Here is a 25,674-nt window from a genome sequence, read left to right as displayed (position 1 = left end):
AGCTTCGCGCCGTCTCGTCGTACTATTTCCTCAGGATCGCATCATGAGCGGACCATCCGACTACCAGCCGAGCAATCCGGCCCTGCAATGGATCGAGCGGCGTCTGCCGATCTTTGGTCTCATCCACTCCTCCTTCGTCGCCTATCCCACCCCTCGCAACCTGAACTACTGGTGGACCTTCGGTGCCATCCTCTCCTTCATGCTGGGGATACAGATCCTGACCGGCGTGATTCTGGCGATGCACTACACGCCGAATGCCGACCTTGCCTTCAAGTCGGTCGAGCTGATCGTCCGCGACGTGAACTACGGCTGGCTGCTGCGCAACATGCACGCGGTCGGTGCCTCGATGTTCTTCGTCGCCGTCTACGTCCATATGTTCCGCGGCCTGTACTACGGGTCGTACAAGGAGCCGCGCGAGGTGCTGTGGATCCTCGGCGTCATCATCTACCTCCTGATGATGGCGACCGGCTTCATGGGCTACGTGCTGCCTTGGGGCCAGATGAGCTTCTGGGGCGCCACCGTCATCACCAATCTGTTCTCCGCCATTCCCTATGTCGGCGAGAGCATCGTGACGCTGCTGTGGGGCGGCTATTCGGTCGGCAACCCGACGCTGAACCGCTTCTTCTCGCTGCACTATCTGCTGCCCTTCGTGATCGCGGGCGTCGTCGTGCTCCACGTCTGGGCGCTGCACGTCGCCGGCCAGAACAATCCTGACGGCGTCGAGCCGAAGACGGAGAAGGACACGGTGCCGTTCACGCCGCATGCCACCATCAAGGACATGTTCGGCGTCGCCTGCTTCCTGCTGCTGTACGCCTGGTTCATCTTCTACATGCCGAACTATCTCGGCGACGCCGACAACTACATTCCGGCGAACCCGGGCGTGACGCCGCCGCACATCGTGCCGGAATGGTATTACCTGCCGTTCTACGCGATCCTGCGCTCGATTCCGGACAAGCTCGCTGGCGTCATCGCGATGTTCGGGGCGATCATCATCCTGTGCTTCCTGCCCTGGCTCGACGGCGCCAAGACCAAGTCGTCGAAGTACCGTCCGCTCGCCAAGCAGTTCTTCTGGATCTTCGTCGCGGTCTGCATCCTGCTCGGCTATCTCGGTGCACAGCCGCCGGAGGGCATCTACGTCATTGCCGGCCGGGTCCTGACGGTCTGCTACTTCGCCTACTTCCTGATCGTGTTGCCGCTGCTCGCGCGCATCGAGAAGCCGCGGCCGGTGCCGAACTCGATCTCGGATGCAGTGCTGGCCAAGACCGGGAGCAGGTCGACGCCGATGGTCTCCACCGCGATCATGCTGGCGCTCGCCGGTTCGTTGTTCGCGGGCTCGATCGACAGCGCGAAAGCATCTGAAGGCAGCGATACGCCGCCCGGCAACAAATGGTCGTTCTCGGGCCCTTTCGGGACGTTTGACCGCGGGGCGCTGCAGCGTGGCCTGAAGGTCTACAAGGAGGTCTGCTCCAGTTGCCACGGCTTGTCCTACGTCGCCTTCCGCAACCTCGCCGAGGCCGGCGGGCCCGGCTATTCGGTGGCGCAGGCGTCGGCGTTTGCGTCCGAGTACAAGGTCAAGGACGGTCCGAACGATGCGGGTGACATGTTCGAGCGGCCGGGCCGGCCGGCGGACTATTTCCCCTCGCCGTTCCCGAACGAGCAGGCTGCGCGTGCGGCGAACGGTGGTGCGGCGCCGCCCGACCTGTCCCTGATTACCAAGGCGCGCTCCTACAAGCGCGGCTTCCCCTGGTTCATCTTCGACGCCTTCACCCAGTACCAGGAGCAGGGGCCTGACTATGTCGCCGCGCTGCTCCAGGGCTATGAGGACAAGGTGCCGGAGGGCGTCACCATCCCGGAGGGCTCCTACTTCAACAGGTACTTCCCGGGCCATGCCATCAAGATGCCGAAGCCGCTCAGCGACGGCCAGGTGACCTATGACGACGGCTCGCCGGCCACGGTCGCCCAGTACGCCAAGGACGTCACCACGTTCCTGATGTGGACTGCCGAGCCGCACATGGAAGCGCGCAAGCGCCTCGGCTTCCAGGTCTTCGTGTTCCTGATCATCTTCGCGGGCCTGATGTATTTCACCAAGAAGAAGGTCTGGGCCGCCTCGCACTGAGCGGTGCAAGACGAACGAGAAAAGAAAGAGCCCCCGTGAGGGGGCTTTTTGTTGAGTGGTCATTCCGGGCCGCGCGATAGCGCGAACCCGGAATCTGGAGATTCAGGGTTCGGTGCTGCGCACCGTCCCGGAATGACGCGAGTGAGGATTGCTTCACGCGTCCGCACCCGCCAAAATACCGCCAACCGCTCCCCAATCACCGGAGGACACCATGGGAACCGCCATCACCTTCAAGCGCCCGGACGGCAAGGACGCCTCGGGCTATCTCGCCAATGCGGCGCGCGGCAACGCGCCGGGCGTGGTCGTGATCCAGGAATGGTGGGGCTTGTCGGACCAGATCAAGGGCCTGTGCGACCGCTTTGCGCTGGCCGGCTTCGATGCGCTGGCGCCCGATCTCTACAAGGGCAAGGTCGTGCCCTATCACGACACCGATTCCGCCAACAAGGAGATGAGCTCGCTCGACTTCATGGACGCCACCACGCAGACCGTGCGCGGCGCTGCGCAATATCTTGCGCGCAACGGCGCCAAGGTCGGCCTGACCGGCTTCTGCCTCGGCGGCGCCGTGACCATCATCGGCGCGACCAAGATTCCGGAGCTCGCGGCCGGTGTCGTGTTCTACGGCATCCCGCCCGAGCAGGCGGCCAAGCCCGCCGACGTCAGGATCCCGCTCCAGGCTCACTTCGCCAACAAGGACGATTGGTGCACGCCGGAGCTGGTCAATGGCTTCGAAAAGGCCATGAAGGCCGCCGGCAAGTCGCTGGAGCTGTTCCGCTATGATGCCGAGCACGCCTTCGTCAACGAGCAGCGCCAGGCCGTGCACGACCGCGAAGCCGCCGAGCTCGCCTGGGGCCGGGCAACGGAGTTTTTCCGGAAGCATCTGGGATGATGCGAAAGAAGGCAGCCGGCATGTCGACCTCGTCTTTCTCGCACCGCCTCGTTGGCCGGATCGTGCGAACGAGCGTGGCCGCTGTCGGCCTGCTCCTGGGGGCGGCGACTCACGCAATGGCGCAGCAGGCTTTCGTGACGCTGCACGGCGATCCCAAGAAGGAGGCCTGGTGGCTCATTGCGGATTTCCATCCGTTCACGACCGAGGTTCGCGGCATTCCGGCGAACCAGATCCGCAAGAACTGGTGCAAGGCGACCGAATTCCGCAAGGACCTCATTCCCAGGGACTTGCTCTTCGAGGACGGCACGGATGCGATGGAGGAGAGTAAACTGTCCTTCGCGATCGAAGGCCAGTTCGACGGGACGGCCACCAGACAGGTTGCGTTGGTCGGCGTCTTCCAGGAATGCGCAGGTCCGAAGGGCAGGTTCATCCTGATCCTGGACCAGCCGACCGTTGGGACGCCGAATATCCGCTTTGTGAGCGCGGTGCGCGAGGACCGTCAATTCGGTGCCTTGCAGAAGGGAAAGGACAGTAGCATCGTTGTCTTGACATGCATGCAGTGCGACGACTTTTCGATCCTGAAATGGGATCGGAAGAAGCGCAAGTTCGGCCGTCAGCCTGACCCCGGCGTGCAATAGTCGGCAACTCGGCTCCCAACAAGCGGCTCTTGACGTCGTCCGTCCGCCATGGTGAGTATCCGCCCATGAGCACCGCCGTCCGCCCAGCCCGTCTTTGGTGGCGCACCTCCTGAAGAGGTGGCCGGTGCGATTTTCCTTTCCCAAATCGTCTGAGGTCGCCAGCACAGCGCGGCGGCCTGATCGTTTGTCCTGTGTGGCGTTCCCTCGGCAAGTTTCGTAAGAGGACCCCATGAACAGGACCGTCTTTGCCCTCCCGGCCCGAAGCGACTATGTGACCCGCGCAGGTCTTGCGATCACGCGCGTGGCGGAGCAGTTTACCGGCGGCGCCAACAGGCTCGACGACCTCGTCAACCTGCTCGACCGCCGCCGCGGCGTGGTGCTGTCCTCGGGCACGACCGTGCCGGGCCGCTATGAGAGCTTCGACCTCGGCTTCTCCGACCCGCCGCTCAAGCTCGAGACTGTGGGCGTCAATTTCAAGCTGGAAGCGCTGAACGAACGCGGGCAGGTGCTGATCGCCTTCCTCGGCGACGTGCTGCGCGAGCCCTGCGTGGTGATCTCCGAGAAGTCGGCCACGCGCCTTGCCGGCCACATCATCCGCGGCGATGCGCCGGTCGAGGAGGACCAGCGCACGCGGCGCGCCAGCGTGATGTCGCTGGTGCGTGACCTCGTCGCCGCCTTGTACGCCAATGATGACGGGCTGCTCGGCCTGTTCGGCGCCTTCGCCTACGACCTCGTCTTCCAGATCGAGGATCTCGTGCAGAAGCGCCCGCGCGAGGCCGACCAGCGCGACATCGTGCTCTATGTGCCCGATCGCCTGCTGGCCTATGACCGCGCCACCGGGCGCGGCGTGGTGCTCTCCTACGACTTCGCATGGAACGGCAAATCCACCGAGGGCCTGCCGCGCGAGACCGCCGACAGCCCGTACTTGAAGACGCCGCGCCAGGGCTTCGCCGATCACGCGCCTGGCGAATATCAGGCCACCGTCGAGACCGCGCGCGCGGCCTTCGCGCGGGGCGATCTGTTCGAAGCCGTGCCGGGGCAGCTCTTCGCCGAGCCTTGCGACCGCTCGCCGGCCGAAGTGTTCCAGCGGCTCTGCGTCATCAACCCGTCGCCCTATGGCGCGCTGATGAATCTCGGAGAGGGAGAGTTTCTGGTCTCGGCTTCGCCGGAAATGTTCGTGCGCTCGGACGGTCGCCGGGTCGAGACCTGCCCGATCTCGGGCACGATCGCGCGCGGCGCCGACGCGATCGGCGATGCCGAGCAGATCCGCCAGCTGCTGAACTCGGAAAAGGACGAGTTCGAGCTCAACATGTGCACCGACGTCGATCGCAACGACAAGGCGCGCGTCTGCGTGCCGGGCACGATCAAGGTGCTGGCGCGCCGCCAGATCGAGACTTACTCAAAGCTGTTCCACACCGTCGATCATGTCGAGGGTATGCTTCGCCCCGGCTTCGACGCGCTCGACGCTTTCCTCACCCATGCCTGGGCGGTGACCGTTACAGGCGCGCCAAAGCTCTGGGCGATGCAGTTCGTCGAGGATCACGAGCGCTCGCCGCGGCGCTGGTATGCGGGGGCGATCGGCGCGGTGAATTTCGACGGCAGCATCAACACCGGCCTCACCATCCGCACCATCCGCATGAAAGATGGGCTTGCCGAGGTGCGCGTCGGCGCCACCTGCCTGTTCGATTCCGATCCTGCCGCGGAGGACCGCGAGTGCCAGGTCAAGGCTGCGGCGCTGTTCCAGGCGCTGCGCGGCGATCCGCCAAAGCCGCTGTCGACCTTTGCACCCGATGCCACCGGCTCGGGCAAGCAGGTGCTGCTGATCGACCACGACGACAGCTTCGTGCACATGCTCGCCGACTATTTCCGCCAGGTCGGCGCCAGCGTCACCGTGGTCCGCTATGTGCATGCGCTCGACATGCTCAAGCAGAAGAGGTGGGATTTGCTGGTGCTGTCGCCCGGCCCGGGCAGGCCCGAAGATTTCGGGATCAAGAAGACCATCGATGCGGCGCTGGAGAACAAGCTGCCGGTGTTCGGCGTCTGCCTCGGCGTGCAGGCGATCGGTGAATATTTTGGCGGCGAACTCGGCCAGCTCACCCATCCCGCCCACGGCCGGCCGTCGCGGGTCCAGGTGCGCGGCGGGCGCTTGATGCGCAATTTGCCGAACGAGATCGTCATCGGCCGCTATCACTCGCTCTATGTCGAGCGCGACAGCATGCCGGAGGTGTTGTCGGTCACCGCCAGCACCGAGGACGGCGTCGCCATGGCGCTCGAGCACAAGACCCTGCCGGTGGCGGGCGTGCAATTCCATCCGGAATCGCTGATGTCGCTCGGCGGCGAGGTGGGCTTGCGTATCGTCGAAAATGCCTTCCGGCTGGAAGCGGGGGCGAATTGAGTGCATGCTTCATGCTCGTCATTCCGGGGCGATGCGCAGCATCAAACCCGGAATCTCGAGGTTCTCAGGTGCGCAATTGCGCACCGGAGTTCGGCCCTTCGAGCCGCCCCGGAATGACAACGAAACGAGAAACGAATGACCTTTGACCACGACATCAAGGCGAGCGTCCGCACCATCCCCGACTATCCCAAGCCGGGCATCATGTTCCGCGACATCACGACCCTGCTCGCGGACGCGCGCGCGTTCCGCCGCGCGGTGGACGAACTCGTGAATCCTTGGGCCGGCAACAAGATCGACAAGGTCGCCGGCATGGAGGCGCGCGGCTTCATCATCGGTGGCGCGGTGGCGCACCAGCTTTCGGCCGGCTTCGTGCCGATCCGCAAGAAGGGCAAGCTGCCGCACACCACCGTGCGCATCGCCTATTCCCTGGAATACGGCATCGACGAGATGGAGATGCACGTCGACGCGATCCAGCCAGGTGAACGCGTCATCCTGGTCGACGACCTCATCGCCACCGGCGGCACCGCCGAGGGCGCGGTGAAGCTGCTGCGTCAGATCGGGGCCAACGTCGTCGCCGCCTGCTTCATCATCGACCTGCCCGAGCTCGGCGGCGCCGCCAAGCTGCGCGCCATGGACGTGCCGGTGCGCACGCTGATGACGTTCGAGGGGCATTGAGCGGGACGGGCGGAGGAGACGCCCGGATGGATTGCGATCAGGACCGCTGCAGGATCAGGCTGAGCTCGAGTTCCCGGAAGGCGATGTAGTTCCGCCGGGTCCACTGGTGCAGCTCGGTCGAGGCGTCCTTTTCCTGGCGCAGATAGCCGGTGAAGGAGAAGCTCAGCCGGTCGATATAGGTCTTGAGGAAGCCGGGCAGTGCGGGCAGGCGGAACAGCCGGCCGCCCTCCATCGCGGGCGGCAGCTCGCCGCGCACGATATATTCGTTGTCCACCGTGATCAGGTTCATGCGCGGGATCTGCCCGCGCAGCATCTCATGGGCGCGGGCCGAGGCGCGGTCGGTGTCGGCGACGAACAGGATCTGCGGTGCGACATGGCGGCGCGCGGCCTCCTTCAACAGGCCGATCTCGTCGGTCATCTTGAAGAACTCGTCAAAGGCGTGGAAGCCGAGGTCGATCACCTTGGCAACGCCGTCATCGAGGATGACGCGGTCCATCAGCTGCATCTTGCCGTAGGTGTCGATCACGTCCGCGGTTTCCGTGACCTTCGGCAGATAGTCGAGCAGCGACGGCTCCTTCAGGTTGACGTCGAAGGCTGCCACGTTGCCGTTCTTGAGCAGCAGGAATTCGCTGAGGAGCCGCGCCAGCAGGGTCTTGCCGACCTGCGGGCGGGGCGAACAGATGATGTAGACGGGTGTCGCGGGCATCGGCAGCTATATCAGGCCAACTCACCACCCAATCCAGCCGTATCCGCCCGGACTGCGCAACTATTTTTCGCTGTTGCGGGTCGCGGGCTTCGAACCGACGATGTCGGTCAGCCGGATGCGGTCGAACTCGCTCCAGACATTGGCCAGCCAGTGCCGGACATAGCCGCGCAGCACGAAGGAGTAGTTGGCGGCCTCGTCGTTGATGCCCTTGTTGGCGACGAATTTCAGGAACGGGACGGAGGAGACCTCGACCTGCTCATAGGCCATTTCGTTGAGCTTGGGGATGGTCAGCTCGGTCGCGTCCTTGATGCGGTGGAAATAGGAATTGTAGGTCGCCTGGTCCCACTGGAAGAACTGGGTGTCGTTGATGAAGTTCTTCACCAGGAAATATTTCGCGCCGCTCATGAAGCCCGCGGTCTCGGCGATCTCCTCCAGCGAGGCGATCGAGGGGCCCAGGATGTGGAACACGGCAAAGGTGATCTGCCCGGCCTTGGCGGCATCGAGGAAGCCGATGTCGCGCAGCGAGGCGAGGGCGGGCGAGAGCAGGCCGGCGCGGACGTCGATCACGGTCACCGACGGGCTCACCGCATTGAGCGTGTCGAAGATCTTCATCTGGTCCGCCGTCGTCGTCATGTCGACGATCTCGGTGATATCAGGGTGGAAGCGCTTCAGGGTTCCGCGCGGGGACTCCGTGTCGAACGCCCGGGTCGGCACGTTGTTGGCTGAGAAATAATCGAGCAAGGTCCGCGACACCGTGGTCTTGCCGACCCCGCCCTTGTCCGCGCCCACCACAACCACTGCCGGCTTTGCCATTGCTGTCCCCTAACGCGCGCCCCCGATCGCGAGGTCGCAATCGGCCGGGCCCCAGATCGATGTCCCGAGTCTGCTGTTGGGCGCGAACATGGCAGAAACAAGGGAGAATTCAATTCCTTGGGCCGCAGTTGCGGCAATTCCAGTGGTTTTTCCGGATCACCCGGAAAACCGCCGCGTGTAGCGGTAAATCACGCGCTCAATGGCGGCCCCAAGGTCCGATCGCATTGCCCGCCGGAGCTCCTGAGGGGCCTGGGGCCGGCACGGGCGGCGGACCAGCCGGGTTGCTCGCGTCGTTCCACGGCCCATGCGGCAGCGGCGGCTGCGCATCCTGCGGGTTGGCTTGTGCCTCGGGTTGTTCCGTCTCGGGGTGATCCGTCTCTTCTGCGGGGTCTGGCAGCGGACCGGGGTCGTGGCCACCGGCGAACTTGACCAGCGCATCGACCCGGGACTGCACCGAGGGATGGGTCGCGAACAAATCGGCAAAGCCCTCGCGCGGATTGTCGACGCAGAGCTCCATCACCGCCGAGGTCGCGCCGGGCAGCTCGCCGCGGCCTTCGATCTTGCGCAACGCCGAGATCATCGCGTCAGGATCCTTCGTCAGCTCGACGGAGCCCGCGTCGGCGAGAAATTCGCGCGACCGCGACAGTGCGAGCTTCACCACCTGGGACAGCAGCCAGGCCACCACGATCAGCACGATCGCGATGATGATCACGATCACCGCGCCGCCGCCGGAGCTCTTGCTGTCGCTCGATGACGAGGACGACCGGGAGGAGGAGCCCGAGCCCCCGGAGCTCCAGTTGAAGTTCGTGAACAGGCGGAAGAACAACTCGCCGAAGAATCCGACCACGCCGGCAATGATGACGGCGACGACCATGAGCTGCACGTCGCCGTTCTTGATGTGGGTCAGCTCGTGGCCCAGCACCGCCTCGATCTCCTTGTCGTTCAGCGCGGCGAGAAGACCGGTGGTGACGGTGATGGAGTATTGCCGCGGATTGAGGCCGGTCGCGAACGCGTTCAGGGCTGGGCTCTCCATGATCTTCAGCTTCGGCATGGTGATGCCGCGCGAGATGCAGAGGTTTTCCAGCAGATTGTAGAGCCGCGGCTCCTCCTGCCGGGTCACGTCGTGGCCGCCGGTCACGGCATCGATCATCGACTGGTGGAAGAAATAGGCGATCACGGTCCAGAGCGCCGCCGCGATCGTCGCGAACGGTGCGGCCTTGAGCAGGTCGGTGAAGGCGCGGCTCAGATAGTAGGCGACCGTGCCATTGCCGTTGATGACGACCTCGGCGACCAGTGCGCCGGCATAGACCAGCACGTAGACCAGCATGAACAGGCCGGCGAGCAGCAGCATCGAACGAAACTTGTTCGAGGCGATGTGCGTGTAGAGACCATACGCGGCCATGACGCGATGTCCTGCTGGCCTATCGGCTCAGTTCAGAACTTCACCTGAGGTACGGTCTCGACCTCGGTACGGCTGGCGCCGAGATCGAAGAAGTCCTTCTTGGTGAAGCCGAACATGCCGGCGAACAGGGCGGCGGGCAGCTGCTGGATGCCGGTGTTGTATTCCTGGACCGCGCTGTTGAAGAAACGGCGGCTGGCCGCGATCTTGTTCTCGAGGTCGGAGAGCTCGCTGGCGAGCTGCTGGAAATTGGCGTTCGCCTTGAGGTCGGGATAGGCCTCCGACAGCGCGATCAGCCGGCCGAGCGCGCCGGACAGCTGGTTCTCGGCCGCGGACACCTGCGCCGGTCCCTGCGCCGACATCGCCGAATTGCGCGCCTTGATGACGTCATCGAGCGTGCCGCGCTCGTGCGAGGCGTAGCCCTTCACGGTCTCGACCAGGTTCGGGACCAGGTCGTGACGCTGCTTGAGCTGCACGTCGATATCGGCAAAGGCCTGGCCGACGCGCTGGCTCAGCGCCACCAGGCGGTTATAGGCGCTGAAGGCGAACAGCACGAGGACGACGATGACGCCGAGAACGATCCAGCCGGTCGACATGGAGAACTCCTGAAGAGGGAAGAAGACGAGCGCTTAGGGTAGACCAAATTGGCGCAGGATGAGAGCCCGACGCAGAGGGGAGGTTAGACTTGGTCGGATCGGGAGCCATCCGAGTTCAAGGTGAAAGCCCTTGACAGGGTTAACTTTCGGCAATGACGGCATCACCCCAGCGCCAGCGCCGGGCACGTGCATAGGCGGTCTTGTCGCGGCGGGGCACCTTCGCAAGTTCAACGCCGCCCTGGCTGCAGAGCTTTGCCGTGATCTCGGCCTTGCCGACATCCGGCGGGGCCAGCACGCGCGCCGCGCGCGTATTGGGCTGCGCGCGGGTCAAGGCGACGTAGATGAAGCGCTCGTCCTCGAACGGCACCTCGGCACCCTTGATCTGGCGGTGCGCCTGCGAGCGCGGCAGGCGCTGGCTGAAATGGCACCAATCGGGCGCAATGAGCGGGCACGACCTTTCGTGCGGGCAGGGCGCGGCGACGTAGGCGCCGGCCGCGATCAGCTGCTGGCGCAGTGCGAGAATGCGGGCGTAGCCGGCGGGCGTGCCGGGCTCGATCACGACCAGCGCGTGGCGCGCCTTGGCCCACATGGCCTCGGTGAGCGCGCGCTGCTCGGTCTCACCGAGTTCGCCGATGACGTAGCTGGCGATGACAAGATCGGCTTGCGAGACCTCTGCAAGGTTTCCGCCGGCATCGCCGGGCAAATAGCGGCACTCCGCCAATCGCGAGCTGCCGCGTGCCAGCTCGAGCGCGAGCCGGCTCAGCGTGGCATTGGCGTCGAGCAGCGTGAAATCCTGCAGCGACGGAAACGCCTCCGCGGCCGCCCAGCTCGCGGTGCCCGGGCCCGCGCCGACGTCGAGCAGCGTTTCCGGGGCGAAGTCGGGCGCGATCTCGGCGAGCGCATTCAGGCTCGCAGCCACCGCCGCATAGGTCGCCGGCATGCGCGCCAGCGCGTAGGCGAGGGCATCGGCCTCCGACTTGATCGCGCCGGAGCCGCCGCCGGCGCGATAGGTGGTCGAGATCTTCTGCGACCGCTGTGCCGCGTCGGTGCGGGAGAAGCCTTGCAGCTTGCCGTCGAGGGCGGCTTTGAGTTCAGCGGGGAGGGTGGGGGCGATCATCATCCGCGGTCATGCCCCGCGAAGGCGGGGCATCCAGTACTCCGAAACAGTGCCGTAAACCGAGATGTCACGGCGTACTGGATCATCCGCCTTCGCGGATGATGACGTCAATGGGTGGAGGACGAGAGCAGCCTCACGCCACATTCTGATCGAGAATGTCCACGGCCTCGGCGAGGCTGACCGACACCAGCTGCGAGACGCCGCGCTCGGCCATGGTGACGCCGAACAGGCGGTTCATCCGCGCCATCGTGATCGGGTTGTGCGTGATGATGATGAAGCGCGTGTCGGTCGAGCTGGTCATCTCGTGCAGCAGGTTGCAGTACCGTTCGACGTTGTGGTCGTCGAGCGGCGCGTCGACTTCGTCCAGCACGCAGATCGGCGAGGGGTTGGTGAGGAACACCGCGAAGATCAGCGCCATCGCGGTCAATGCCTGCTCGCCGCCCGAGAGCAGTGACAGCGTCTGCGGCTTCTTGCCCGGCGGCTTGGCGATGATTTCGAGACCGGCCTCCAGCGGGTCGTCGCTCTCGATCAGATGCAGCGCGGCCTCGCCGCCGCCGAACAGCTCGACGAACAGCCGCTTGAAGTGGTTGTTGACGACCTCGAACGAGGTCAGGAGCCGCTCGCGCGCCTCCTTGTTGAGGCTCTGGATGCCCTGGCGCAGCCGCTTGATGGCTTCGACGAGGTCGTCCCGCTCGGTGACGAGGCCGGTGTGCTGGGTTTCGACCTCGCGCAGCTCCTCCTCGGCGCGCAGGTTGACCGCGCCCAGCCGCTCGCGGTCACGCCGCATCTTTTCGAGGTCTTCCTCGATGTCGTGCAGCGGGGGCAGCTCGGCGCCTGGCTCGATCTCGGCAAGGCCGGCGACCGCCTGCGGCTCGACCTCGAGCATGTCGCGGATCTCGCGCTCGACATCCTCCAGCCGGCGCCGCGCACCCTCCATGCGCTCCTCGGCGCGGGCAGTGGCCTCGCGGGAGCTCGACAGTGCCTCGAGCGTCAGCTTGGCGACGCGATCGGTCTCTGCCATCGCGCTTTCGGCGGTAGCGAGCGCGTCGGCGGCCATGCGGCGGTCGTTCTCGGCGTACTCGATCTCGGTGATCAGCGCGCTGCGCTTCTCCGCGAACACGGCCGGCGCGTTTTCGAGCTCGCTGCGTTCGATCGTGAGCTCGGCGATGCGGGCCTGGATGGTGTCGATGTGGGAGGCCGCGCTCTCCTTGCGATTTTGCCACTCGGTGCGCTCGGCGAGGATCGCCTGCACGCGGCGGTCGGCGAGCTCGGCTTCGCGTGCCAGCGCCTGCGCCTCGGCGCGGACCTGGGCGGCCATGCGGCGATGGCCTTCGATGTCGCTGCGGACGGCGGCGAGACGCGTTTCGGTGTCCTCGCTCGACGGCAGCTCGGAGATGCCGGCTTCGGCGTATTCGTAGGCGGCCTCGGCTTCGGCGCGGTCGGCGGCGAGACGGCTGTGCGCTTCCGACAATGTCGCCTTGCGCGCGGCGTGGCGGCTGATCTCGCGCTCGGCGGTGGCATGGCGCTCGCGCGCGACATTGAGCTCGCGCTGCGCGGCGCGCCAGGCTTCGCGCGAAGCGCCTTCCGTGCTGGCCGCCATCTGCAGCTCGGACTCGGCGTTCTCCAGCGCCTGCCGCTTGATCTGGGCGTCGATGCGGGCCTGCTCCAGCTCGTTCTCGATATCGACGAGGCGGGCGCGCTCGGCAAGGCGGCGGGCGGCACCGGTCGGGGCGTGAGCCGCGGCGACAAAGCCGTCCCAGCGCCAGACGTCGCCCTCGGGCGAGACCAGCCGCTGGCCGGTCTTGAGCTGCGAGACCAGCTCCGCGCCGCGCTCGCGCGGCACCACGCCGATCTGCGCCAGGCGGCGCGCCAGCTCGGCCGGCGCCTGCACGTGATTGGCGAGCGGCACGACGCCTTCGGGCAGCGCCGGATCGCCTTCGGTGTGTCCGACATTGGTCCAGCGCATCGGCGCCGACGGGTCGATCGGCGCATCGAGATCGTCGCCGAGCGCGGCGCCGATCGCCTTTTCAAAGCCCTTGTCGACGTTGATGCCGTCGATGATCGGCGGCCATAGATTCTTGGTCTCGCCATTGACGATCTTGGAGATCGTGCGCGCCTCGGTCTCGAGCCGCTGCACGCGCTTGTCGGCCTCGACCAGCGGCGAGCGGGAGGATTCCAGCGTCTGGCGCGCAGCCACGTGCGCGGCCTCGCTCGCCTGGGCGGCGGCTTCCGAAGCGGCCAGCGTCTGCTCCGCGGTCTCGACCAGAGCGGTCAGCTCGTCGAGATCGCCGAAGCCGCCGGTCTCCTGCGCAAGCTTCTGCTCTTCGGCCGCCACATTCGCGATTTCCTGGTCGAGCCGGGCGAGCTTGTCGCGGTGCGTGCGGACGTTGGCCTCGAGCTGGTTGCGCTTGGCGGTGAGGTCGGCGAGCGCAGTGGTGAGCTCGGCGAATTTCTGCTCGGTTTCGGTCAGCACCGCCTCGGCTTCGGCGACGCGTTCGTCGACGCCGGAGCGCTTCTCGACGCGCGACTTGATCTCTTCCTTCAGCTCGGCGTCTTCTGCGTCGAGCCGCTGGAGGGCGACGTCGGCGTCCATGGTCTGCTGCTGGGCGCGGGAGATGTCGCCTTCGAACTGCGCGAGGCGCCGCTCGAGCTCGGCGACGCGCTCCTTGGCGCGCTCTTCCTCGCGGTCGAGCTGCTCGCGGGCATTGGTTAGGCGCTGGAGCCCGGCTGCGGCGCGTGCCTCGGCGTCGCGCAGCGCCGGCATTTCGGCGGCGCGGATCGCCTGGATGCGGGCGGCTTCGGCCTGGTGCTGGGTGCGCTCGGCCATCTCGCGCACCGCGAGATCGTGGGTCTGTCCGGACTCGTTGACGTCGGCATGCGCGCCGATCCAGCGCAGATGGTACAGCGTGGCTTCGGCCTTGCGGACCTTGGCGGCGACCTCGCGATAGCGCACCGCCTGGCGGGCCTGCTTCTTCAGGCCTTCCATCTGGCCGGAGAGCTGGCCGATCACGTCCTCGACGCGGGTGAGGTTGGTTTCGGCCGCCTTGAGCCGCAGCTCGGCCTCGTGACGGCGGGCGTGCAGGCCGGCGACGCCGGCGGCGTCTTCCAGCACGCGGCGGCGCTGTTCCGGCTTGGCCTGGATGATCTCGCCGATCTTGCCCTGGTGGACGAGCGCCGGCGAGCGCGCGCCGGTGGCGGCGTCCGCGAACAGGATCTGTACGTCGCGGGCGCGCACGTCGCGGCCGTTGATGCGGTAGACCGAGCCGGCCTCGCGCTCGATGCGGCGGGAGACTTCCAGAAGCTGGCTGTCGTTCATCGCCGCCGGCGCGGTACGATCGGCATTGTCGATCGTCATCGTCACTTCGGCGTGGTTGCGCGCGGGACGGTTGCCGGAGCCGGCGAAGATCACCGCGTCCATGTCGGCGGCGCGCAGCGATTTGTACGAGGTCTCGCCCATCGCCCAGCGCAGCGCTTCGACGAGATTCGACTTGCCGCAACCGTTGGGACCGACCACGCCGGTCAGGCCGGGCTCGATGACGAAGTCCGTGGGCTCAACGAAGGACTTGAAGCCGTGAAGGCGCAGGCGGGTGATTTTCATAAACACGCATCTCTGTTGGCAGGCGCGAATCTCCCTGCCGGGACAATACCATGGAAGGCAATGTCGCTGTCTGGGTGAGTCGCGCGAGGCGGCTCATGCGGCTGGACAATGGCCGCGGTGCGCCGCGAGGGCAACCAGCGAAAGCCGCTTTTCCCAAGGGATTTATGCCGGGAAGGATGCGGCTTGAGATGCGCGAATCAGGATTGTCGCGTGCGAATCAGCTCTTGAGCAGCGGATTGATCTTCTTGGCGAATTCCTCGAACGAGGCCTCGCCCTTGATCTTCTCGCCGTTGATGAAGAAGGTCGGCGTCGAATCGACCTTCAGCACGTCGCTGGCATATTTCTGGTCAGCGGCGATCTTGTCGAGCAGCGCCTGGTCCTTCAGGCAGGCCTCGACCTGCTGCTGGGTGAGACCGGCCTGCTTGCCGATCCGCGTCAAGGTCTCTGTGGTGTTCTTCAGCACCCAGTCGTTCTGCTGGCGGAACAGCATGTCGGTGACCGCGAAATATTTCTGCGCGTCGCCATTGGCGATGCAGCGCGACAGCATCGATCCGGCGGCGGCTTTGATGTCGAGCGGGAACTCGCGGAAGATGTAACGCACCTTGCCGGTGTCGATGTATTCCTTCTTGATCTTCGGGAACACCTGCTCGTTGAAGGCGGCGCAGTGCGGGCAGGTCATCGAGGCATATTCGGTGATGGTGACGGCGGCATCGTTCGGCCCGAGCGCCATGTCGGGCAGCGACACGGGCTTGGCGACATCGGCGGCGGACTGCGCCATGGCTTCAGGGATCATGGCCTCGGAGACGAACCGCAGCGGCGGGAGCCCGGTGAGCGCGGCAAGCCCGGTCAGCGACAGCATCGTGGTGAAGGCGCGGCGGGTGATGATCAAGGTCGGCTCCCGGGATTGGCAAGGTTCGTCCGAGGTTCCCGCCCGGACGGCCTGTCGCTAGCTTGAAACGTCGATTGAGGCAATGGCGAGCCGCACGGACGGGTCCAGTTTGGCGGCGGAATGAGGCTCAATTTCGCTTGATGGCGGCCCCGAGCCGGGCCAGTGCCGACTTGAGCTCGTCATCCTCAATGCCGCCCAGGCTCTCCGCCACCTTGGCGACGCTGTTGGGGTCCGGCGGGCCGGGCCGCACCCGGCGCTGGGCGCGCGACAGAGGAGCCTGGCGGAAGGCGAGCTTGCCGACCGCGTTCCAGCCGAAGAAGCGGTTGACCCGCTCCAAGATGACATCGGCGGAGTGCTGGATCTCCAGCGCCATCGGTCCCTCGACCCGCAGCACCAGGGTCGCCGGCTCCTGCGGCTGGCCCTCCACCGGGCGCGGCCATTGCATCTTGAGCGGCTCGGCATGGGCCGCGATCTCCGGCCCCGCGATCTGCGCCCACCGCGTCACCAGCTCGCGCGCGGCAAAACCCTGCTTGGCATAGGCCTCGGCAAACACGTCGTCGAGCAGGATGCCGAGCGGCTTGGCGCTGATGGGACCGGGCTTGGGAGGGAATTTGGACATGGGACCTTATAGCACTGTGCGCGACGCGTCAGGAACTGCCGCCGTCATGGCCGGGCTGTGCCGACCATCTGCGTCTTGCCGCGAATAAAGACGTGGATGCCCGCGACAAGCGCGGGCATGACGTGGAGAGATCGGCCCCACGTCGTTACAGTGCGAGTATGCCCCTCAAATCGGCCCGCAGGGCAAAATCGGAACCAGTTCAACCGGAACGTCTGGCTCGACCGCTGGCACTCCTCCAATGGTACGACCGCCACCGTCGCCGCCTGCCCTGGCGCGCGGCTCCCGGTGAGACATCGGACCCCTATCGCGTCTGGCTGTCCGAGATCATGCTCCAGCAGACCACGGTGAAGGCGGTCGGCCCCTATTTCGAAAAATTCGTCGCGCGCTGGCCGGATGTCACGGCGCTGGGGCGGGCTTCCCTGGACGACGTGCTGCGGATGTGGGCGGGGCTCGGCTATTACTCGCGCGCGCGAAACCTCCATGCTTGCGCGGTCGCGGTGATGCGCGAGCATGACGGCGTCTTTCCCGATACGGAGGAGGGCTTGCGCGCGCTGCCGGGGATCGGGCCCTACACGGCGGCGGCGATCGCCGCGATCGCCTTCGACCGCCGCACCATGCCGGTCGACGGCAATATCGAGCGGGTGGTGTCGCGCCTGTTCGCGGTCGAGGAGGAGCTGCCGCAGGCCAAGCCGCTGATCCAGCAACTGGCGGCGACGCTGCTGGCGGATTCTCGCGCCGGCGACGAGACGTCTCGCGCGGGGGACAGCGCGCAGGCGCTGATGGATCTCGGCGCCTCGATCTGCACGCCGAAGAAGCCGGCCTGTGCGCTGTGCCCGCTGAGCGAGGATTGCATCGCGCGTGCGCAGGGCACGCAGGAGACCTTTCCGCGCAAGGCGCCGAAGAAGAGCGGGACGCTGCGGCGGGGGGCGGCTTTCGTGGTCACGCGCGGCGACGAACTGCTGGTTCGCTCGAGGCCCGACAAGGGGCTGCTCGGCGGCATGACGGAGGTGCCGGGCTCGGACTGGCTCGCCGGCCAGGACGATGCGGCGGCGAAGCAGCAGGCGCCGGAGCTGAAGGGGCTGTCGCGCTGGCAGCGCAAGGTGGGCGTCGTCACCCACGTCTTCACGCATTTCCCGCTGGAGCTGGTGGTCTACACCGCGAAGGTGGAAGCCCGCACCCGCGCGCCCGAGGGCATGCGCTGGGTGCCGATCGCAACCCTGGCCGGCGAAGCGCTGCCCAACGTCATGCGCAAGGTCATCGCGCATGGATTGGGTTTCTAGGACCCCATCCTGCTGACAACAGGCTGTCAGCAGCCTTGCGGTACCAGCGGGCAACAGGAGATCTCGCATGGTCAAGACCGCGCTCGACAACTTCCGAAGGCCACCCTGCGCCGAGCTATTGGGCTGGCGCCTGCTCGATGCCCGCCCGCAGGAGGGCTGGATCAGGCTTGGTTTCGAGGGCAAGCCGGAGTTTTGCAACCCCGCGGGCTTCATCCAGGGCGGCATGCTCTCGGCCATGCTCGACGACACGATGGGCCCTGCGGTGCTGGTGATGAGCGAGGGCCGGCTCTACACCACCACCATCAGCATGACCGTGAACTTTCTGGCCCCAGCCAGGCCCGGGCCGATCATCGGCGAGGCGAGAGTGACGCAGCTCGGCAAGACGATAGCCTTCGTCGAAGCCAAGCTGATGGCAGAGGACGGCACCGTGCTGGCGACGGCCAGCGCGAGCGAGCGGCTGCTGGAGGCGGCGAGGGTGGTGGGGAAATAGTTTGGTGTTGCGCACTGCTCTTCCTTCTCCCCTTGTGGGAGAAGGTGGCGCGAAGCGCCGGATGAGGGGTTTCTCTCCGCGAGTCTAAACTGCGAGTTGGACTCGCGGAAAGATACCCCTCACCCGAGTGAGCCCCCGTCTACCGGCATCGCTGCCCTCTCCCGCAAGGGGCGAGGGCACATCAACGGGCATCTCGCCTCGTGCGAGAGCATCACGCCCTCGCGCGCGCACCCGCGCTCACGATCGGCGGCTTCGCATTCAGCGCGTCGACCTGAAATCCCGCGACGCGCTTGTAGTTCGCGGCGATGCCTTCCAGCTCCTGCTGGGACAAGACGTCGGTGACGACCTCAAAGCCGTCGGGCGCGCGCTCCTCGACGAGCTGCATCACCTGCTCGGGGCCGTTCTTGCGGTTGAGCAGGACGAGGTCGGTGGTCGCGGGCCTCCGCTCGGCCTCGTAGGCGAGCAGGGCGGCGCTCGTTGGCCCATGCGCGAGAATCTCGCGGGTGATGACGCGGGCATCGAGGATCGCCTGCGAGGCGCCGTTCGAGCCGATCGGATACATCGGATGCGCGGCATCGCCCATCAGCGTAACGCGGCCGAAGGTCCACTGCGACACCGGATCGCGGTCGACCAGCGGATATTCATAGGCATGCGGGCAGTTCTTGATCAGCCCGGGCACGTCGAGCCAGTCGAACTTCCAGTTTTCGAACCAGGGCAAAAACTCTTCCAGCCGCGCGGTGCGGTTATAGTCCTCGCGCCGCCACTGATAGGTCGGGGGCATGTGGCGCTCGGCGACCCAGTTGATCTGATGGTTGCCCGCCGCATCCGGCGCCTTGCTGATCGGATAGCAGACGAATTTCAGGATCTCATGCCCCGCCATGATCATGGTGCGGCCGCTGAGGAAGGCCTTCGCGGGCGTCACGCCGCGCCAGAGGATGCGGCCGTTCCAGATCGGGGGGCCTTCGCCCGGATAGAGCTTTTCGCGCACGGCGGAATGGATGCCGTCGGCGGCGATCAGAATCGCGCCATCGTAGGTCCCGGCGGCTTTGCCGGTCGCCTTGTCGATGAAATCGGCGCGCACGCCGTCCGCCGTCTCGGTCCAGCCGGTCAGATGGTGGCTGGTGAGGATGTTCTCGCGGCCGAGCCGCTCGATCGCGGCGTCGAGCAGGAGCTGCTGCAGCGTGCCGCGGTGGATCGAGAATTGCGGCCATTTGTACCCGGCCTCCAGTCCGCGGGGCTCGCTCCAGATCGGCTTACCGTGCTTGGAGAAATATGCGAGCTCGCGCGTCCGCACGCCGCTGGCGTCCAACTTGTCCATCAAGCCGAGCTCGATCAGCTCGCGTACCGCATGCGGCAGCACGTTGATGCCGACGCCGAGCGGCTTCAATTCCGCGACGCTCTCGAACACTTTTGCGGGAACGCCGATTCCGTGCAGGCTGAGCGCAAGCGTCAGCCCGCCGATGCCGCCACCGGCGATGAGTACCGTCATGAGAACCCCTCCCTATCGCAGGGCGTCTTGGCACAGCCGGATGGCGGTGGGCAACTGCGAATAGGATGTTGTGCTATGGACGTCGGGCCCGACAGTCGTTAATTTTCGGTTTTCTCATGAGGTCCGACATGCTCAAGCTCTACTACGCCACCGGCACCTGCGCGCTCGCCACCTACATCACCCTGGAAGAAGCCGGCGCCGACTACACGGCCGAGCGGCTGAGCTTCAAGGACAACCAGCAGAACAGCCCGGACTATCTCGCGATCAACCCGAAGGGCCGTGTGCCGGCGCTGGTCACCGACCGTGGCGTCCTGACCGAGACGCCGGCGATGCTGGCTTACATCGCGCAGACCTTCCCCAAGGCGAAGCTCGCACCGCTCGACGATCCCTTCGACTTCGCCGAGGTGCAGTCGTTCAACTCCTATCTCTGCTCGACCGTGCACATCAACCACGCTCACAAGATGCGCGGCGCGCGCTGGGCGACGCAGGAGAGCTCGTTCGCCGACATGAAGGCAATGGTCCCGAAGACCATGGCGGCCTGCTTCAAGCTCATCGAGCAGAAGATGTTTCGGGGACCCTGGGTCATGGGCGAGCAGTTCACGATCTGCGATCCCTATCTTTACACGCTCTCGACCTGGCTCGAAGGCGACAGCGTCGACATCAATGCGACGCCGAAGATCGCCGACCACTTCAAGCGCATGTCCGACCGCCCTGCGGTGAGCAAGGTGATGGCGGCGCAGAAGGCATAAGGCTCGGCGTCATATTCCGCCGTCGTCCCGGACAAGCGAGCGTCGCGAGCGCTGGTCCGGGATCCATACCGCGGAATCTGTCGATTGCGATCGGTTGAAGTCCCGAATGACCGGTCTTCGCCAAACATCTCTGTGTGGCTATCAGTCCCGGATCGGCGCGCGCTTTGACGCGCTTGTCCGGGACGACACCGTGTTTGGTGAGGGGCATCTAACCGGCGCGCCGCTTCTCCAGCTCCCGCCCGGTCTCCAGCATCAGCCTTCGCAGCCAGATCGAGCCGGGGTCCATCTGCGCGCGGGTCGGATGGAACATGAACTGCTCGTCGATCCCGGGGTCGAGCGGCGGCGTCACCGTGACGAGGCCGAGCTGCTTCGACAGCGCCGCGATCAGCCGGCGCGGCACGAAGGCGACGAGGTCGGTGCGGGCAGCGACGTGCAGCGCCTCGAGATAGCCTGACACCACCAGCGAGATATGCCGCTCGATGCCCTTGGCTCGCAGCCAGGGGTCGATCAGGTCCTCGGCACCGCCGCGGATGATCACGCCGACATGGCGCGCAGCCAGGAACGTCTCGCGCCGCTTCAGCTTCGCGCCTATCGGATGGCCGCGCCGCACCGCCAATGCGTCGCTGTCGGTATAGAGCAGCTGGCGGTGAAAACCCTTGAAGGCGTTTCCGATCGAGATCACGAGGTCGATGGTGCGGGCGAATTCGGCATGGAAGATCGCCGATCCCCGCCACGGCACGACGTCGATGCGGACGTTGGGCGCGGCCTGCGTCACCTTCTCCATGAAGCGCGGCATCAACAGCTCGACCGCGAGATCCGGCATCATCAGGCGGAATTGGCGCTCGCTGCGCGCGGCGTCGAAATCGTCGGGCACGAACAGCCCGCGCACCTGATCCAGCGCCTGCGCCAGCGGGGCGCGCAGCGCCAGGGCCCGTGGCGTCAGCTCCATCCGCGCGCCGGTGCGTACCAGCAGCGGATCGCCAAAAATGTCGCGCAGGCGCTGGAGCGCATGGCTCGCCGCCGGCTGCGACAGCCCGAGCCGCAGCGCGGCGCGGCTGACATTGGCCTCGCGCAGCAGCGCATCGAGCGCGGTCAGCAGATTGAGGTCAAGCGAATTCAAATTCATAAAGCGAATATATATCATATCGACTATCGATTTGAAGAATGCTGATCGGCCGGTGATGATCTTCGCGATGTCACACCACGGAGATGCCGCCATGAGCGCAGCCGCCAACAAGAAACTGATGCAGGATATCTTTGCCGCCGCCGCCAATCCCGATCCGGCCGTGCGCGACCGCGCCTTGTTCACCGCCAGTCTTGCCGACGACGCCAAATGGATCGTGACCGGGCAATATTCCTGGTCCCGCACCTTTTCAGGCAAGGAGGCGATCCTCAACGACCTGCACGGCTATGTGCGGACGCGCCTGCGCGACCGGACGCGGACAATCGCTCACCGCTTCATCGCCGACGGGGACATCGTCGTCGTGGAAGCCAAGGGCGACAACGTCACGCCCGAAGGCGTGCGCTACGACAACGACTATTGCCTGGTGTTTCGCCTCGCGGACGGCAAGATCAAGGAAATCCGCGAGTATTGCGACTCGATCCTGACCGAGAGGGCGCTCGGTCCGTTTCCACAAACGGTCGCGAGAGCCGCGGGCTAACGGTTTGAGCACCATCTGGTCTGCCGGCTGGCGCCCTTCGTTCCGGTCTGCGAGGGTCGTGTGGGTCTGGCGAAAGCTGGCGGAGATCATCCGGCTCCGGCGAGAGCGCACGCGGATACACGGCCAGCTTGCCGCCATGAGCGAGCGGGAACTTCTGGATTGCGGAATGACGCGGTCGGAGATTGCGTACGAGCTGAGAAAACCTGTCCGGCGGAAATAGAGCGGAGGCGCCTCTATTTCCTTCCGAGGCCGGCGGAACCTTCGGTTTTCGCCGGCGTTCCCCTCGCTCGGGAGCGATCGCGCCCCGGCAACCTGCATTTCCGGGAATTTCATGCTCGCTGGGGCTTCGCACGTTTCGACACAGGTGGGCTGCAGCTTCTCCGGACTCCGCGAACGATTGAGAGAAGCGACCTCGGCTGCGCACCGCGCGCTCGACACCCAGCTTTCCGCATTCGATCTCGGCGGGCTTGCCGGCTATCGCCGCTTTCTTCAGGCCAGCGCCGGAGCTCTTCTTCCGCTCGAAGCCGCGCTCGTCGAGGCCGGCGTGGAGCGCATGTTTCCGGACTGGTCCGAACGATCGCGCAGCGCTGCGATTGCGGTTGATCTCGGACGCCTCGGCACGAGCGCGGCGGCGACAGTGCCGGTGCCGCGGCTGACGCGCAGCGGGGTGCTGGGCACGATGTATGTGCTGGAGGGCTCGCGGCTCGGCGCGAAATTCCTGCTGAAGACGGTCACGGACGCGGGCGATTCGCGCATCAGTGAAGCCACCACCTATCTCCGCCATGGCGCGGGCAAGCGGCTCTGGCAGAGCTTTCTGATGAAGCTCGCAAGCGAAGAGCCGGGGGACGAGGACGAGATCATCGATTTCGCTCGCATTGCTTTCGACGCATTCGAGCGGGCGGCGGACCGGGCATGAACGAGGCGGTCAATCTCACCAATTGCGACCGCGAGCCGATTCACATTCCCGGCAGCGTGCAGCCGTTTGGCTTCCTGCTGGCTGTGCTGTCGGATTTCACGATCTGCATGGCATCGAACAACGTAGGGAGCTTCCTTGGAACGGATGTTGCCGACCTGCTCCAGCAGCCGCTGTCGAGCGTCGTCTCTGCGACGGCGGTCGAAACGATCCGCGGACGCGTTGATCATCTCGGTGGTCCGGACGCGACGGAACGCCTGTTCGGCGTGGAGCTGCAGCCAGGCAGGCCGCCCTTCGATCTCTCGATTCATCTTTCCGGCGTTTATCTGATCATCGAGGCGGAGCAGAGCGCGCACGAGCCCGGCGTCAATTCGGGCGAACTCGTGCGCTTGATGCTCGAGAGGATCCGCAAGACGCGCGGCATGGCCGATCTGGCGCGGGAGGCGGCGCGCCAGCTCAAGGTGCTGACCGGTTTCGACCGGGTCATGGTCTATCAGTTTCATCCGGACGGATCAGGCGAGGTGATCGCCGAGACCGTGGAGGCGGGGCTCGAAACCTTCCTCGGCCTGCGCTATCCGGCATCGGACATTCCAAGGCAGGCGCGGGCCCTCTACCAGCGCAACTGGCTGCGCATCATCGCCGACGTCAATGCCGGGCCGGCCGCGCTGGTGTCGACGGCTACGCACAACGCAGGACTGCTCGATCTTTCGATGAGCGTGCTGCGCTCGGTCTCGCCGATCCACATCGAATATCTGCGCAACATGGGCGTTGCCGCCTCCATGTCGGTGTCGATCCTGCGCGACGGCAAGCTGTGGGGTCTGTTTGCCTGCCATCACTATTCGCCGCGCTATATTTCGTTCGACAAGCGTACGGCCTCCGAACTGTTCGGGCAGATGTTTTCCTGGATCGTGGAGGGCCGCGAGCGCGAGGGCGACGTCGCCTATGAGGCCCGCGCTCATCAGGTCCAGGAGCGACTGATCGAGATCGCGGCTTCCCACGAGCACAGCCGCCGTGCGATCGTCGATTTCCTTGGTGACTACCGCAAGATGATCGAGTGCGACGGCGTCGCGGTCTGGTCCGACAACAAGATCGCGCTTGAGGGCGAGACGCCGACCGAAGACGAGGTGAAGGATCTCGTCGCCTTCATCAACCGGACTTCGCCGGGGCGGATTTTCGCGACCGCCGAGATCGCCAAGGTCTATGCCGCCGGCCAGGCCTTCCGTGACCGCGCGGCTGGCTTTCTCGCCATCCCGATCTCGCGCACCCCGCGCGACTGCCTGATCTTCTTCCGGCGCGAGGTGACGCGCTCGGTCAAGTGGGCGGTCGATCCCAACAAGGTCTACGACGAAGGTCCGCACGGGCCGCGCCTGACGCCGCGCAAGAGCTTCGAGCTCTGGCAGGAAACGGTGGCAGGACAGTCGAAGCCGTGGTCCGCGGCCGACATCCGCATCGCCGAGAGCCTGCGCGTCACGCTGCTCGAGGTGATCCTGCAACTGTCCGACCTCGCCGCGCGCGAGCGCCGCGGGGCGCAGGAGCGGCAGGAGTTAATGATCGCCGAGCTCAATCACCGCGTCCGCAACATCCTGAGCCTCGTGCGCGCCCTGGTGGCGCAGAGCAAGGACACCGCGACCAGCGTCGAGGAGTTCGCCGGCGTGCTCGGCGGCCGCATCCAGGCGCTGGCGCGCGCCCACGACCAGATCACAAACCTGAACTGGGCCCCGGTCGCGCTCCGCACCTTGGTCGAGTCCGAGGCCGGCGCCTATCTTGGTGCGCGCGCGGAACGGGTGAAGATGGGCGGTCCGGACGTCGCGCTCGATCCAAAGGCGTTCGCCACGCTGGCGCTCGTCGTGCATGAGATGATGACCAATTCCGCCAAATACGGCGCACTTGCTGATTCCACCGGCAGTGTCGAAGTGGTCTGGCGCCTTGATCCATCCTCCAGCCTCGTCATCGAATGGAAGGAGAGCGGCGGTCCGCCGGTGCAGCCGCCGTCGCGGCGCGGCTTTGGCACCACGATCATCGAGCGATCGGTGCCGTTCGACCTCAAGGGCGATGCCGAGATCCGCTTCGACCTGTTGGGCGTGCAGGCGAAGTTCGTGATTCCCCCCAACTTCGTCGAATTGGTACCGTCCATCGCAGGAGCCGCCATGCGCGTCGAGGAGCAGCAGTCCGCCCGACCCAGGATTTCCGACACGGCATTGATCGTCGAGGACAATCTGATCATCGCCATGGCGGCGGAGGTCATCCTGCTCGATCTCGGCGCCCGCCACGTCGACACCGCCGCGACCGTCGATCAGGCGCTGCGGTCGATCGAGCGCACCCGGCCGAGCTTTGCCCTGCTCGACCTCAACCTCGGCAGCGAGAGCAGCATCAAGGTGGCTCAGAAGCTCAAGGAGATCGGGGTGCCCTTCATCTTCGCGACCGGCTATGGCGAGCGCGCGCCGCTCCCGGAGCAACTGGCGTCGGCGCCGGTGGTCCAGAAACCTTACACTCTGGAAGTGGTCGAGAACGCGCTCGGCAAATTGCAGCAGGCGGGCGCCCGATAAGCATCCGTTACGGACTGCATGCGGAGTCCTGCATGCCCCGGCGGATTCGCATGCGGCTTTGCATAGCTGCCGATAAAATCAGCAGATTTGGCGCGGGCC

Annotated in this window: 21 protein-coding genes; 11 read left to right on the top strand and 10 right to left on the bottom strand. The window is 65.8% G+C overall.

What is annotated here, in order from left to right; all coding sequences use genetic code 11:
- The first annotated feature begins 43 nt into the window (after nt 1-43).
- The 5 genes from fbcH to AC1RQP_RS23110 all read left to right on the top strand — a co-directional run bounded on the left by fbcH (nt 44) and on the right by AC1RQP_RS23110 (nt 6,710).
- Complete coding sequence (fbcH, locus tag AC1RQP_RS23130; protein ID WP_492938630.1) at nt 44-2,116, top strand: cytochrome b/c1; 2,073 nt, start codon at nt 44-46, stop codon at nt 2,114-2,116.
- A gap of 211 nt (nt 2,117-2,327) precedes the next feature.
- Nucleotides 2,328-3,002: a dienelactone hydrolase family protein gene (locus AC1RQP_RS23125; protein ID WP_492938629.1), complete on the top strand. Its 675-nt coding sequence runs from the start codon at nt 2,328-2,330 to the stop codon at nt 3,000-3,002.
- Nucleotides 2,999-3,640 (top strand): hypothetical protein, encoded by a 642-nt coding sequence (locus AC1RQP_RS23120; RefSeq protein WP_492938628.1) that lies wholly within the window; start codon nt 2,999-3,001, stop codon nt 3,638-3,640. The genes AC1RQP_RS23125 and AC1RQP_RS23120 overlap by 4 nt, the downstream gene beginning before the upstream one ends.
- 229 nt (nt 3,641-3,869) lie before the next feature.
- Nucleotides 3,870-6,035, top strand: a complete 2,166-nt coding sequence (locus tag AC1RQP_RS23115) for an anthranilate synthase component I (protein ID WP_492938627.1) — start codon at nt 3,870-3,872, stop codon at nt 6,033-6,035.
- 135 nt (nt 6,036-6,170) lie between these two features.
- Entirely contained in the window at nt 6,171-6,710 is a 540-nt protein-coding gene (locus tag AC1RQP_RS23110; RefSeq protein WP_018323310.1) for an adenine phosphoribosyltransferase, read from the top strand.
- Nucleotides 6,711-6,747: 37 nt separating this feature from the next.
- On the opposite strand, the gene AC1RQP_RS23105 is transcribed toward AC1RQP_RS23110, so the two are convergent.
- The 8 genes from AC1RQP_RS23105 to AC1RQP_RS23070 all read right to left on the bottom strand — a co-directional run bounded on the left by AC1RQP_RS23105 (nt 6,748) and on the right by AC1RQP_RS23070 (nt 16,447).
- Complete coding sequence (locus tag AC1RQP_RS23105) at nt 6,748-7,416, bottom strand: hypothetical protein (RefSeq protein WP_028179389.1); 669 nt, start codon at nt 7,414-7,416, stop codon at nt 6,748-6,750.
- Nucleotides 7,417-7,476: 60 nt separating this feature from the next.
- Nucleotides 7,477-8,229, bottom strand: a complete 753-nt coding sequence (locus tag AC1RQP_RS23100) for a P-loop NTPase family protein (protein ID WP_239621862.1) — start codon at nt 8,227-8,229, stop codon at nt 7,477-7,479.
- A 196-nt stretch (nt 8,230-8,425) separates the two neighbouring features.
- Complete coding sequence (locus AC1RQP_RS23095) at nt 8,426-9,631, bottom strand: M48 family metallopeptidase (RefSeq protein WP_492938626.1); 1,206 nt, start codon at nt 9,629-9,631, stop codon at nt 8,426-8,428.
- A 32-nt stretch (nt 9,632-9,663) separates the two neighbouring features.
- Entirely contained in the window at nt 9,664-10,224 is a 561-nt protein-coding gene (locus AC1RQP_RS23090; protein WP_239621864.1) for a LemA family protein, read from the bottom strand.
- A 139-nt stretch (nt 10,225-10,363) separates the two neighbouring features.
- The gene (locus AC1RQP_RS23085; RefSeq protein WP_239621865.1) at nt 10,364-11,344 is read right to left on the bottom strand and encodes a small ribosomal subunit Rsm22 family protein; all 981 of its coding nucleotides are present in this window, start codon (nt 11,342-11,344) and stop codon (nt 10,364-10,366) included.
- A 130-nt stretch (nt 11,345-11,474) separates the two neighbouring features.
- Nucleotides 11,475-14,939, bottom strand: a complete 3,465-nt coding sequence (gene smc / locus AC1RQP_RS23080; protein ID WP_492938625.1) for a chromosome segregation protein SMC — start codon at nt 14,937-14,939, stop codon at nt 11,475-11,477.
- Nucleotides 14,940-15,156: 217 nt separating this feature from the next.
- A complete protein-coding gene (locus tag AC1RQP_RS23075; protein WP_239621867.1) occupies nt 15,157-15,828 on the bottom strand; it encodes a DsbA family protein in 672 nt (223 codons plus the stop codon).
- A 127-nt stretch (nt 15,829-15,955) separates the two neighbouring features.
- The gene (locus AC1RQP_RS23070) at nt 15,956-16,447 is read right to left on the bottom strand and encodes a DUF721 domain-containing protein (protein WP_492938624.1); all 492 of its coding nucleotides are present in this window, start codon (nt 16,445-16,447) and stop codon (nt 15,956-15,958) included.
- Between the two features lie 158 nt (nt 16,448-16,605).
- Here AC1RQP_RS23070 and mutY point away from each other — a divergent pair, with 158 nt between their 5' ends.
- A complete protein-coding gene (gene mutY / locus AC1RQP_RS23065) occupies nt 16,606-17,727 on the top strand; it encodes an A/G-specific adenine glycosylase (protein WP_492938623.1) in 1,122 nt (373 codons plus the stop codon).
- A gap of 67 nt (nt 17,728-17,794) precedes the next feature.
- Nucleotides 17,795-18,217 (top strand): PaaI family thioesterase, encoded by a 423-nt coding sequence (locus AC1RQP_RS23060; RefSeq protein ID WP_492938622.1) that lies wholly within the window; start codon nt 17,795-17,797, stop codon nt 18,215-18,217.
- 211 nt (nt 18,218-18,428) lie between these two features.
- Here the strand turns inward: AC1RQP_RS23060 and AC1RQP_RS23055 are convergent, their stop codons facing one another.
- Nucleotides 18,429-19,706 (bottom strand): flavin-dependent oxidoreductase, encoded by a 1,278-nt coding sequence (locus AC1RQP_RS23055; protein WP_492938621.1) that lies wholly within the window; start codon nt 19,704-19,706, stop codon nt 18,429-18,431.
- Between the two features lie 128 nt (nt 19,707-19,834).
- Between AC1RQP_RS23055 and AC1RQP_RS23050 the strand changes: the two genes are divergently transcribed.
- Nucleotides 19,835-20,455: a glutathione S-transferase family protein gene (locus tag AC1RQP_RS23050; protein ID WP_239621872.1), complete on the top strand. Its 621-nt coding sequence runs from the start codon at nt 19,835-19,837 to the stop codon at nt 20,453-20,455.
- 208 nt (nt 20,456-20,663) lie between these two features.
- Here AC1RQP_RS23050 and AC1RQP_RS23045 read toward each other — a convergent pair whose 3' ends face one another.
- Nucleotides 20,664-21,581 (bottom strand): LysR family transcriptional regulator, encoded by a 918-nt coding sequence (locus AC1RQP_RS23045; protein ID WP_035695439.1) that lies wholly within the window; start codon nt 21,579-21,581, stop codon nt 20,664-20,666.
- A gap of 91 nt (nt 21,582-21,672) precedes the next feature.
- Here AC1RQP_RS23045 and AC1RQP_RS23040 point away from each other — a divergent pair, with 91 nt between their 5' ends.
- The 3 genes from AC1RQP_RS23040 (at nt 21,673) to AC1RQP_RS23030 (ending at nt 25,575) form a co-directional block, all read left to right on the top strand.
- Nucleotides 21,673-22,116, top strand: coding sequence for a nuclear transport factor 2 family protein (locus AC1RQP_RS23040; RefSeq protein WP_197967995.1), 444 nt, complete (start codon nt 21,673-21,675; stop codon nt 22,114-22,116).
- Between the two features lie 397 nt (nt 22,117-22,513).
- Nucleotides 22,514-23,032: a biliverdin-producing heme oxygenase gene (locus tag AC1RQP_RS23035; RefSeq protein WP_492938620.1), complete on the top strand. Its 519-nt coding sequence runs from the start codon at nt 22,514-22,516 to the stop codon at nt 23,030-23,032.
- Nucleotides 23,029-25,575 carry an HWE histidine kinase domain-containing protein gene (locus tag AC1RQP_RS23030; RefSeq protein ID WP_492938619.1) on the top strand — a complete coding sequence of 849 codons (2,547 nt, stop codon included), beginning with the start codon at nt 23,029-23,031 and terminating at the stop codon, nt 25,573-25,575. The genes AC1RQP_RS23035 and AC1RQP_RS23030 overlap by 4 nt, the downstream gene beginning before the upstream one ends.
- Nucleotides 25,576-25,674: the final 99 nt, after the last annotated feature.

The sequence above is a fragment of the Bradyrhizobium sp. GW821-FHT13H06 genome (assembly GCF_058803975.1).
This window is presented reverse-complemented; position numbering and strand designations above follow the sequence as displayed.

Excerpts from the sequence above, each read along its gene's own strand:
- fbcH (WP_492938630.1), top strand. The coding sequence starts at position 44 with ATGAGCGGACCATCCGACTACCAGCCGAGCAATCCGGCCCTGCAATGG.
- AC1RQP_RS23125 (WP_492938629.1), top strand. The coding sequence starts at position 2,328 with ATGGGAACCGCCATCACCTTCAAGCGCCCGGACGGCAAGGACGCCTCG.
- AC1RQP_RS23120 (WP_492938628.1), top strand. The coding sequence starts at position 2,999 with ATGATGCGAAAGAAGGCAGCCGGCATGTCGACCTCGTCTTTCTCGCAC.
- AC1RQP_RS23115 (WP_492938627.1), top strand. The coding sequence starts at position 3,870 with ATGAACAGGACCGTCTTTGCCCTCCCGGCCCGAAGCGACTATGTGACC.
- AC1RQP_RS23110 (WP_018323310.1), top strand. The coding sequence starts at position 6,171 with ATGACCTTTGACCACGACATCAAGGCGAGCGTCCGCACCATCCCCGAC.
- AC1RQP_RS23105 (WP_028179389.1), bottom strand. The coding sequence starts at position 7,416 with ATGCCCGCGACACCCGTCTACATCATCTGTTCGCCCCGCCCGCAGGTC.
- AC1RQP_RS23100 (WP_239621862.1), bottom strand. The coding sequence starts at position 8,229 with ATGGCAAAGCCGGCAGTGGTTGTGGTGGGCGCGGACAAGGGCGGGGTC.
- AC1RQP_RS23095 (WP_492938626.1), bottom strand. The coding sequence starts at position 9,631 with ATGGCCGCGTATGGTCTCTACACGCACATCGCCTCGAACAAGTTTCGT.
- AC1RQP_RS23090 (WP_239621864.1), bottom strand. The coding sequence starts at position 10,224 with ATGTCGACCGGCTGGATCGTTCTCGGCGTCATCGTCGTCCTCGTGCTG.
- AC1RQP_RS23085 (WP_239621865.1), bottom strand. The coding sequence starts at position 11,344 with ATGATGATCGCCCCCACCCTCCCCGCTGAACTCAAAGCCGCCCTCGAC.
- smc (WP_492938625.1), bottom strand. The coding sequence starts at position 14,939 with ATGAAAATCACCCGCCTGCGCCTTCACGGCTTCAAGTCCTTCGTTGAG.
- AC1RQP_RS23070 (WP_492938624.1), bottom strand. The coding sequence starts at position 16,447 with ATGTCCAAATTCCCTCCCAAGCCCGGTCCCATCAGCGCCAAGCCGCTC.
- mutY (WP_492938623.1), top strand. The coding sequence starts at position 16,606 with ATGCCCCTCAAATCGGCCCGCAGGGCAAAATCGGAACCAGTTCAACCG.
- AC1RQP_RS23060 (WP_492938622.1), top strand. The coding sequence starts at position 17,795 with ATGGTCAAGACCGCGCTCGACAACTTCCGAAGGCCACCCTGCGCCGAG.
- AC1RQP_RS23055 (WP_492938621.1), bottom strand. The coding sequence starts at position 19,706 with ATGACGGTACTCATCGCCGGTGGCGGCATCGGCGGGCTGACGCTTGCG.
- AC1RQP_RS23050 (WP_239621872.1), top strand. The coding sequence starts at position 19,835 with ATGCTCAAGCTCTACTACGCCACCGGCACCTGCGCGCTCGCCACCTAC.
- AC1RQP_RS23045 (WP_035695439.1), bottom strand. The coding sequence starts at position 21,581 with ATGAATTTGAATTCGCTTGACCTCAATCTGCTGACCGCGCTCGATGCG.
- AC1RQP_RS23040 (WP_197967995.1), top strand. The coding sequence starts at position 21,673 with ATGAGCGCAGCCGCCAACAAGAAACTGATGCAGGATATCTTTGCCGCC.
- AC1RQP_RS23030 (WP_492938619.1), top strand. The coding sequence starts at position 23,029 with ATGAACGAGGCGGTCAATCTCACCAATTGCGACCGCGAGCCGATTCAC.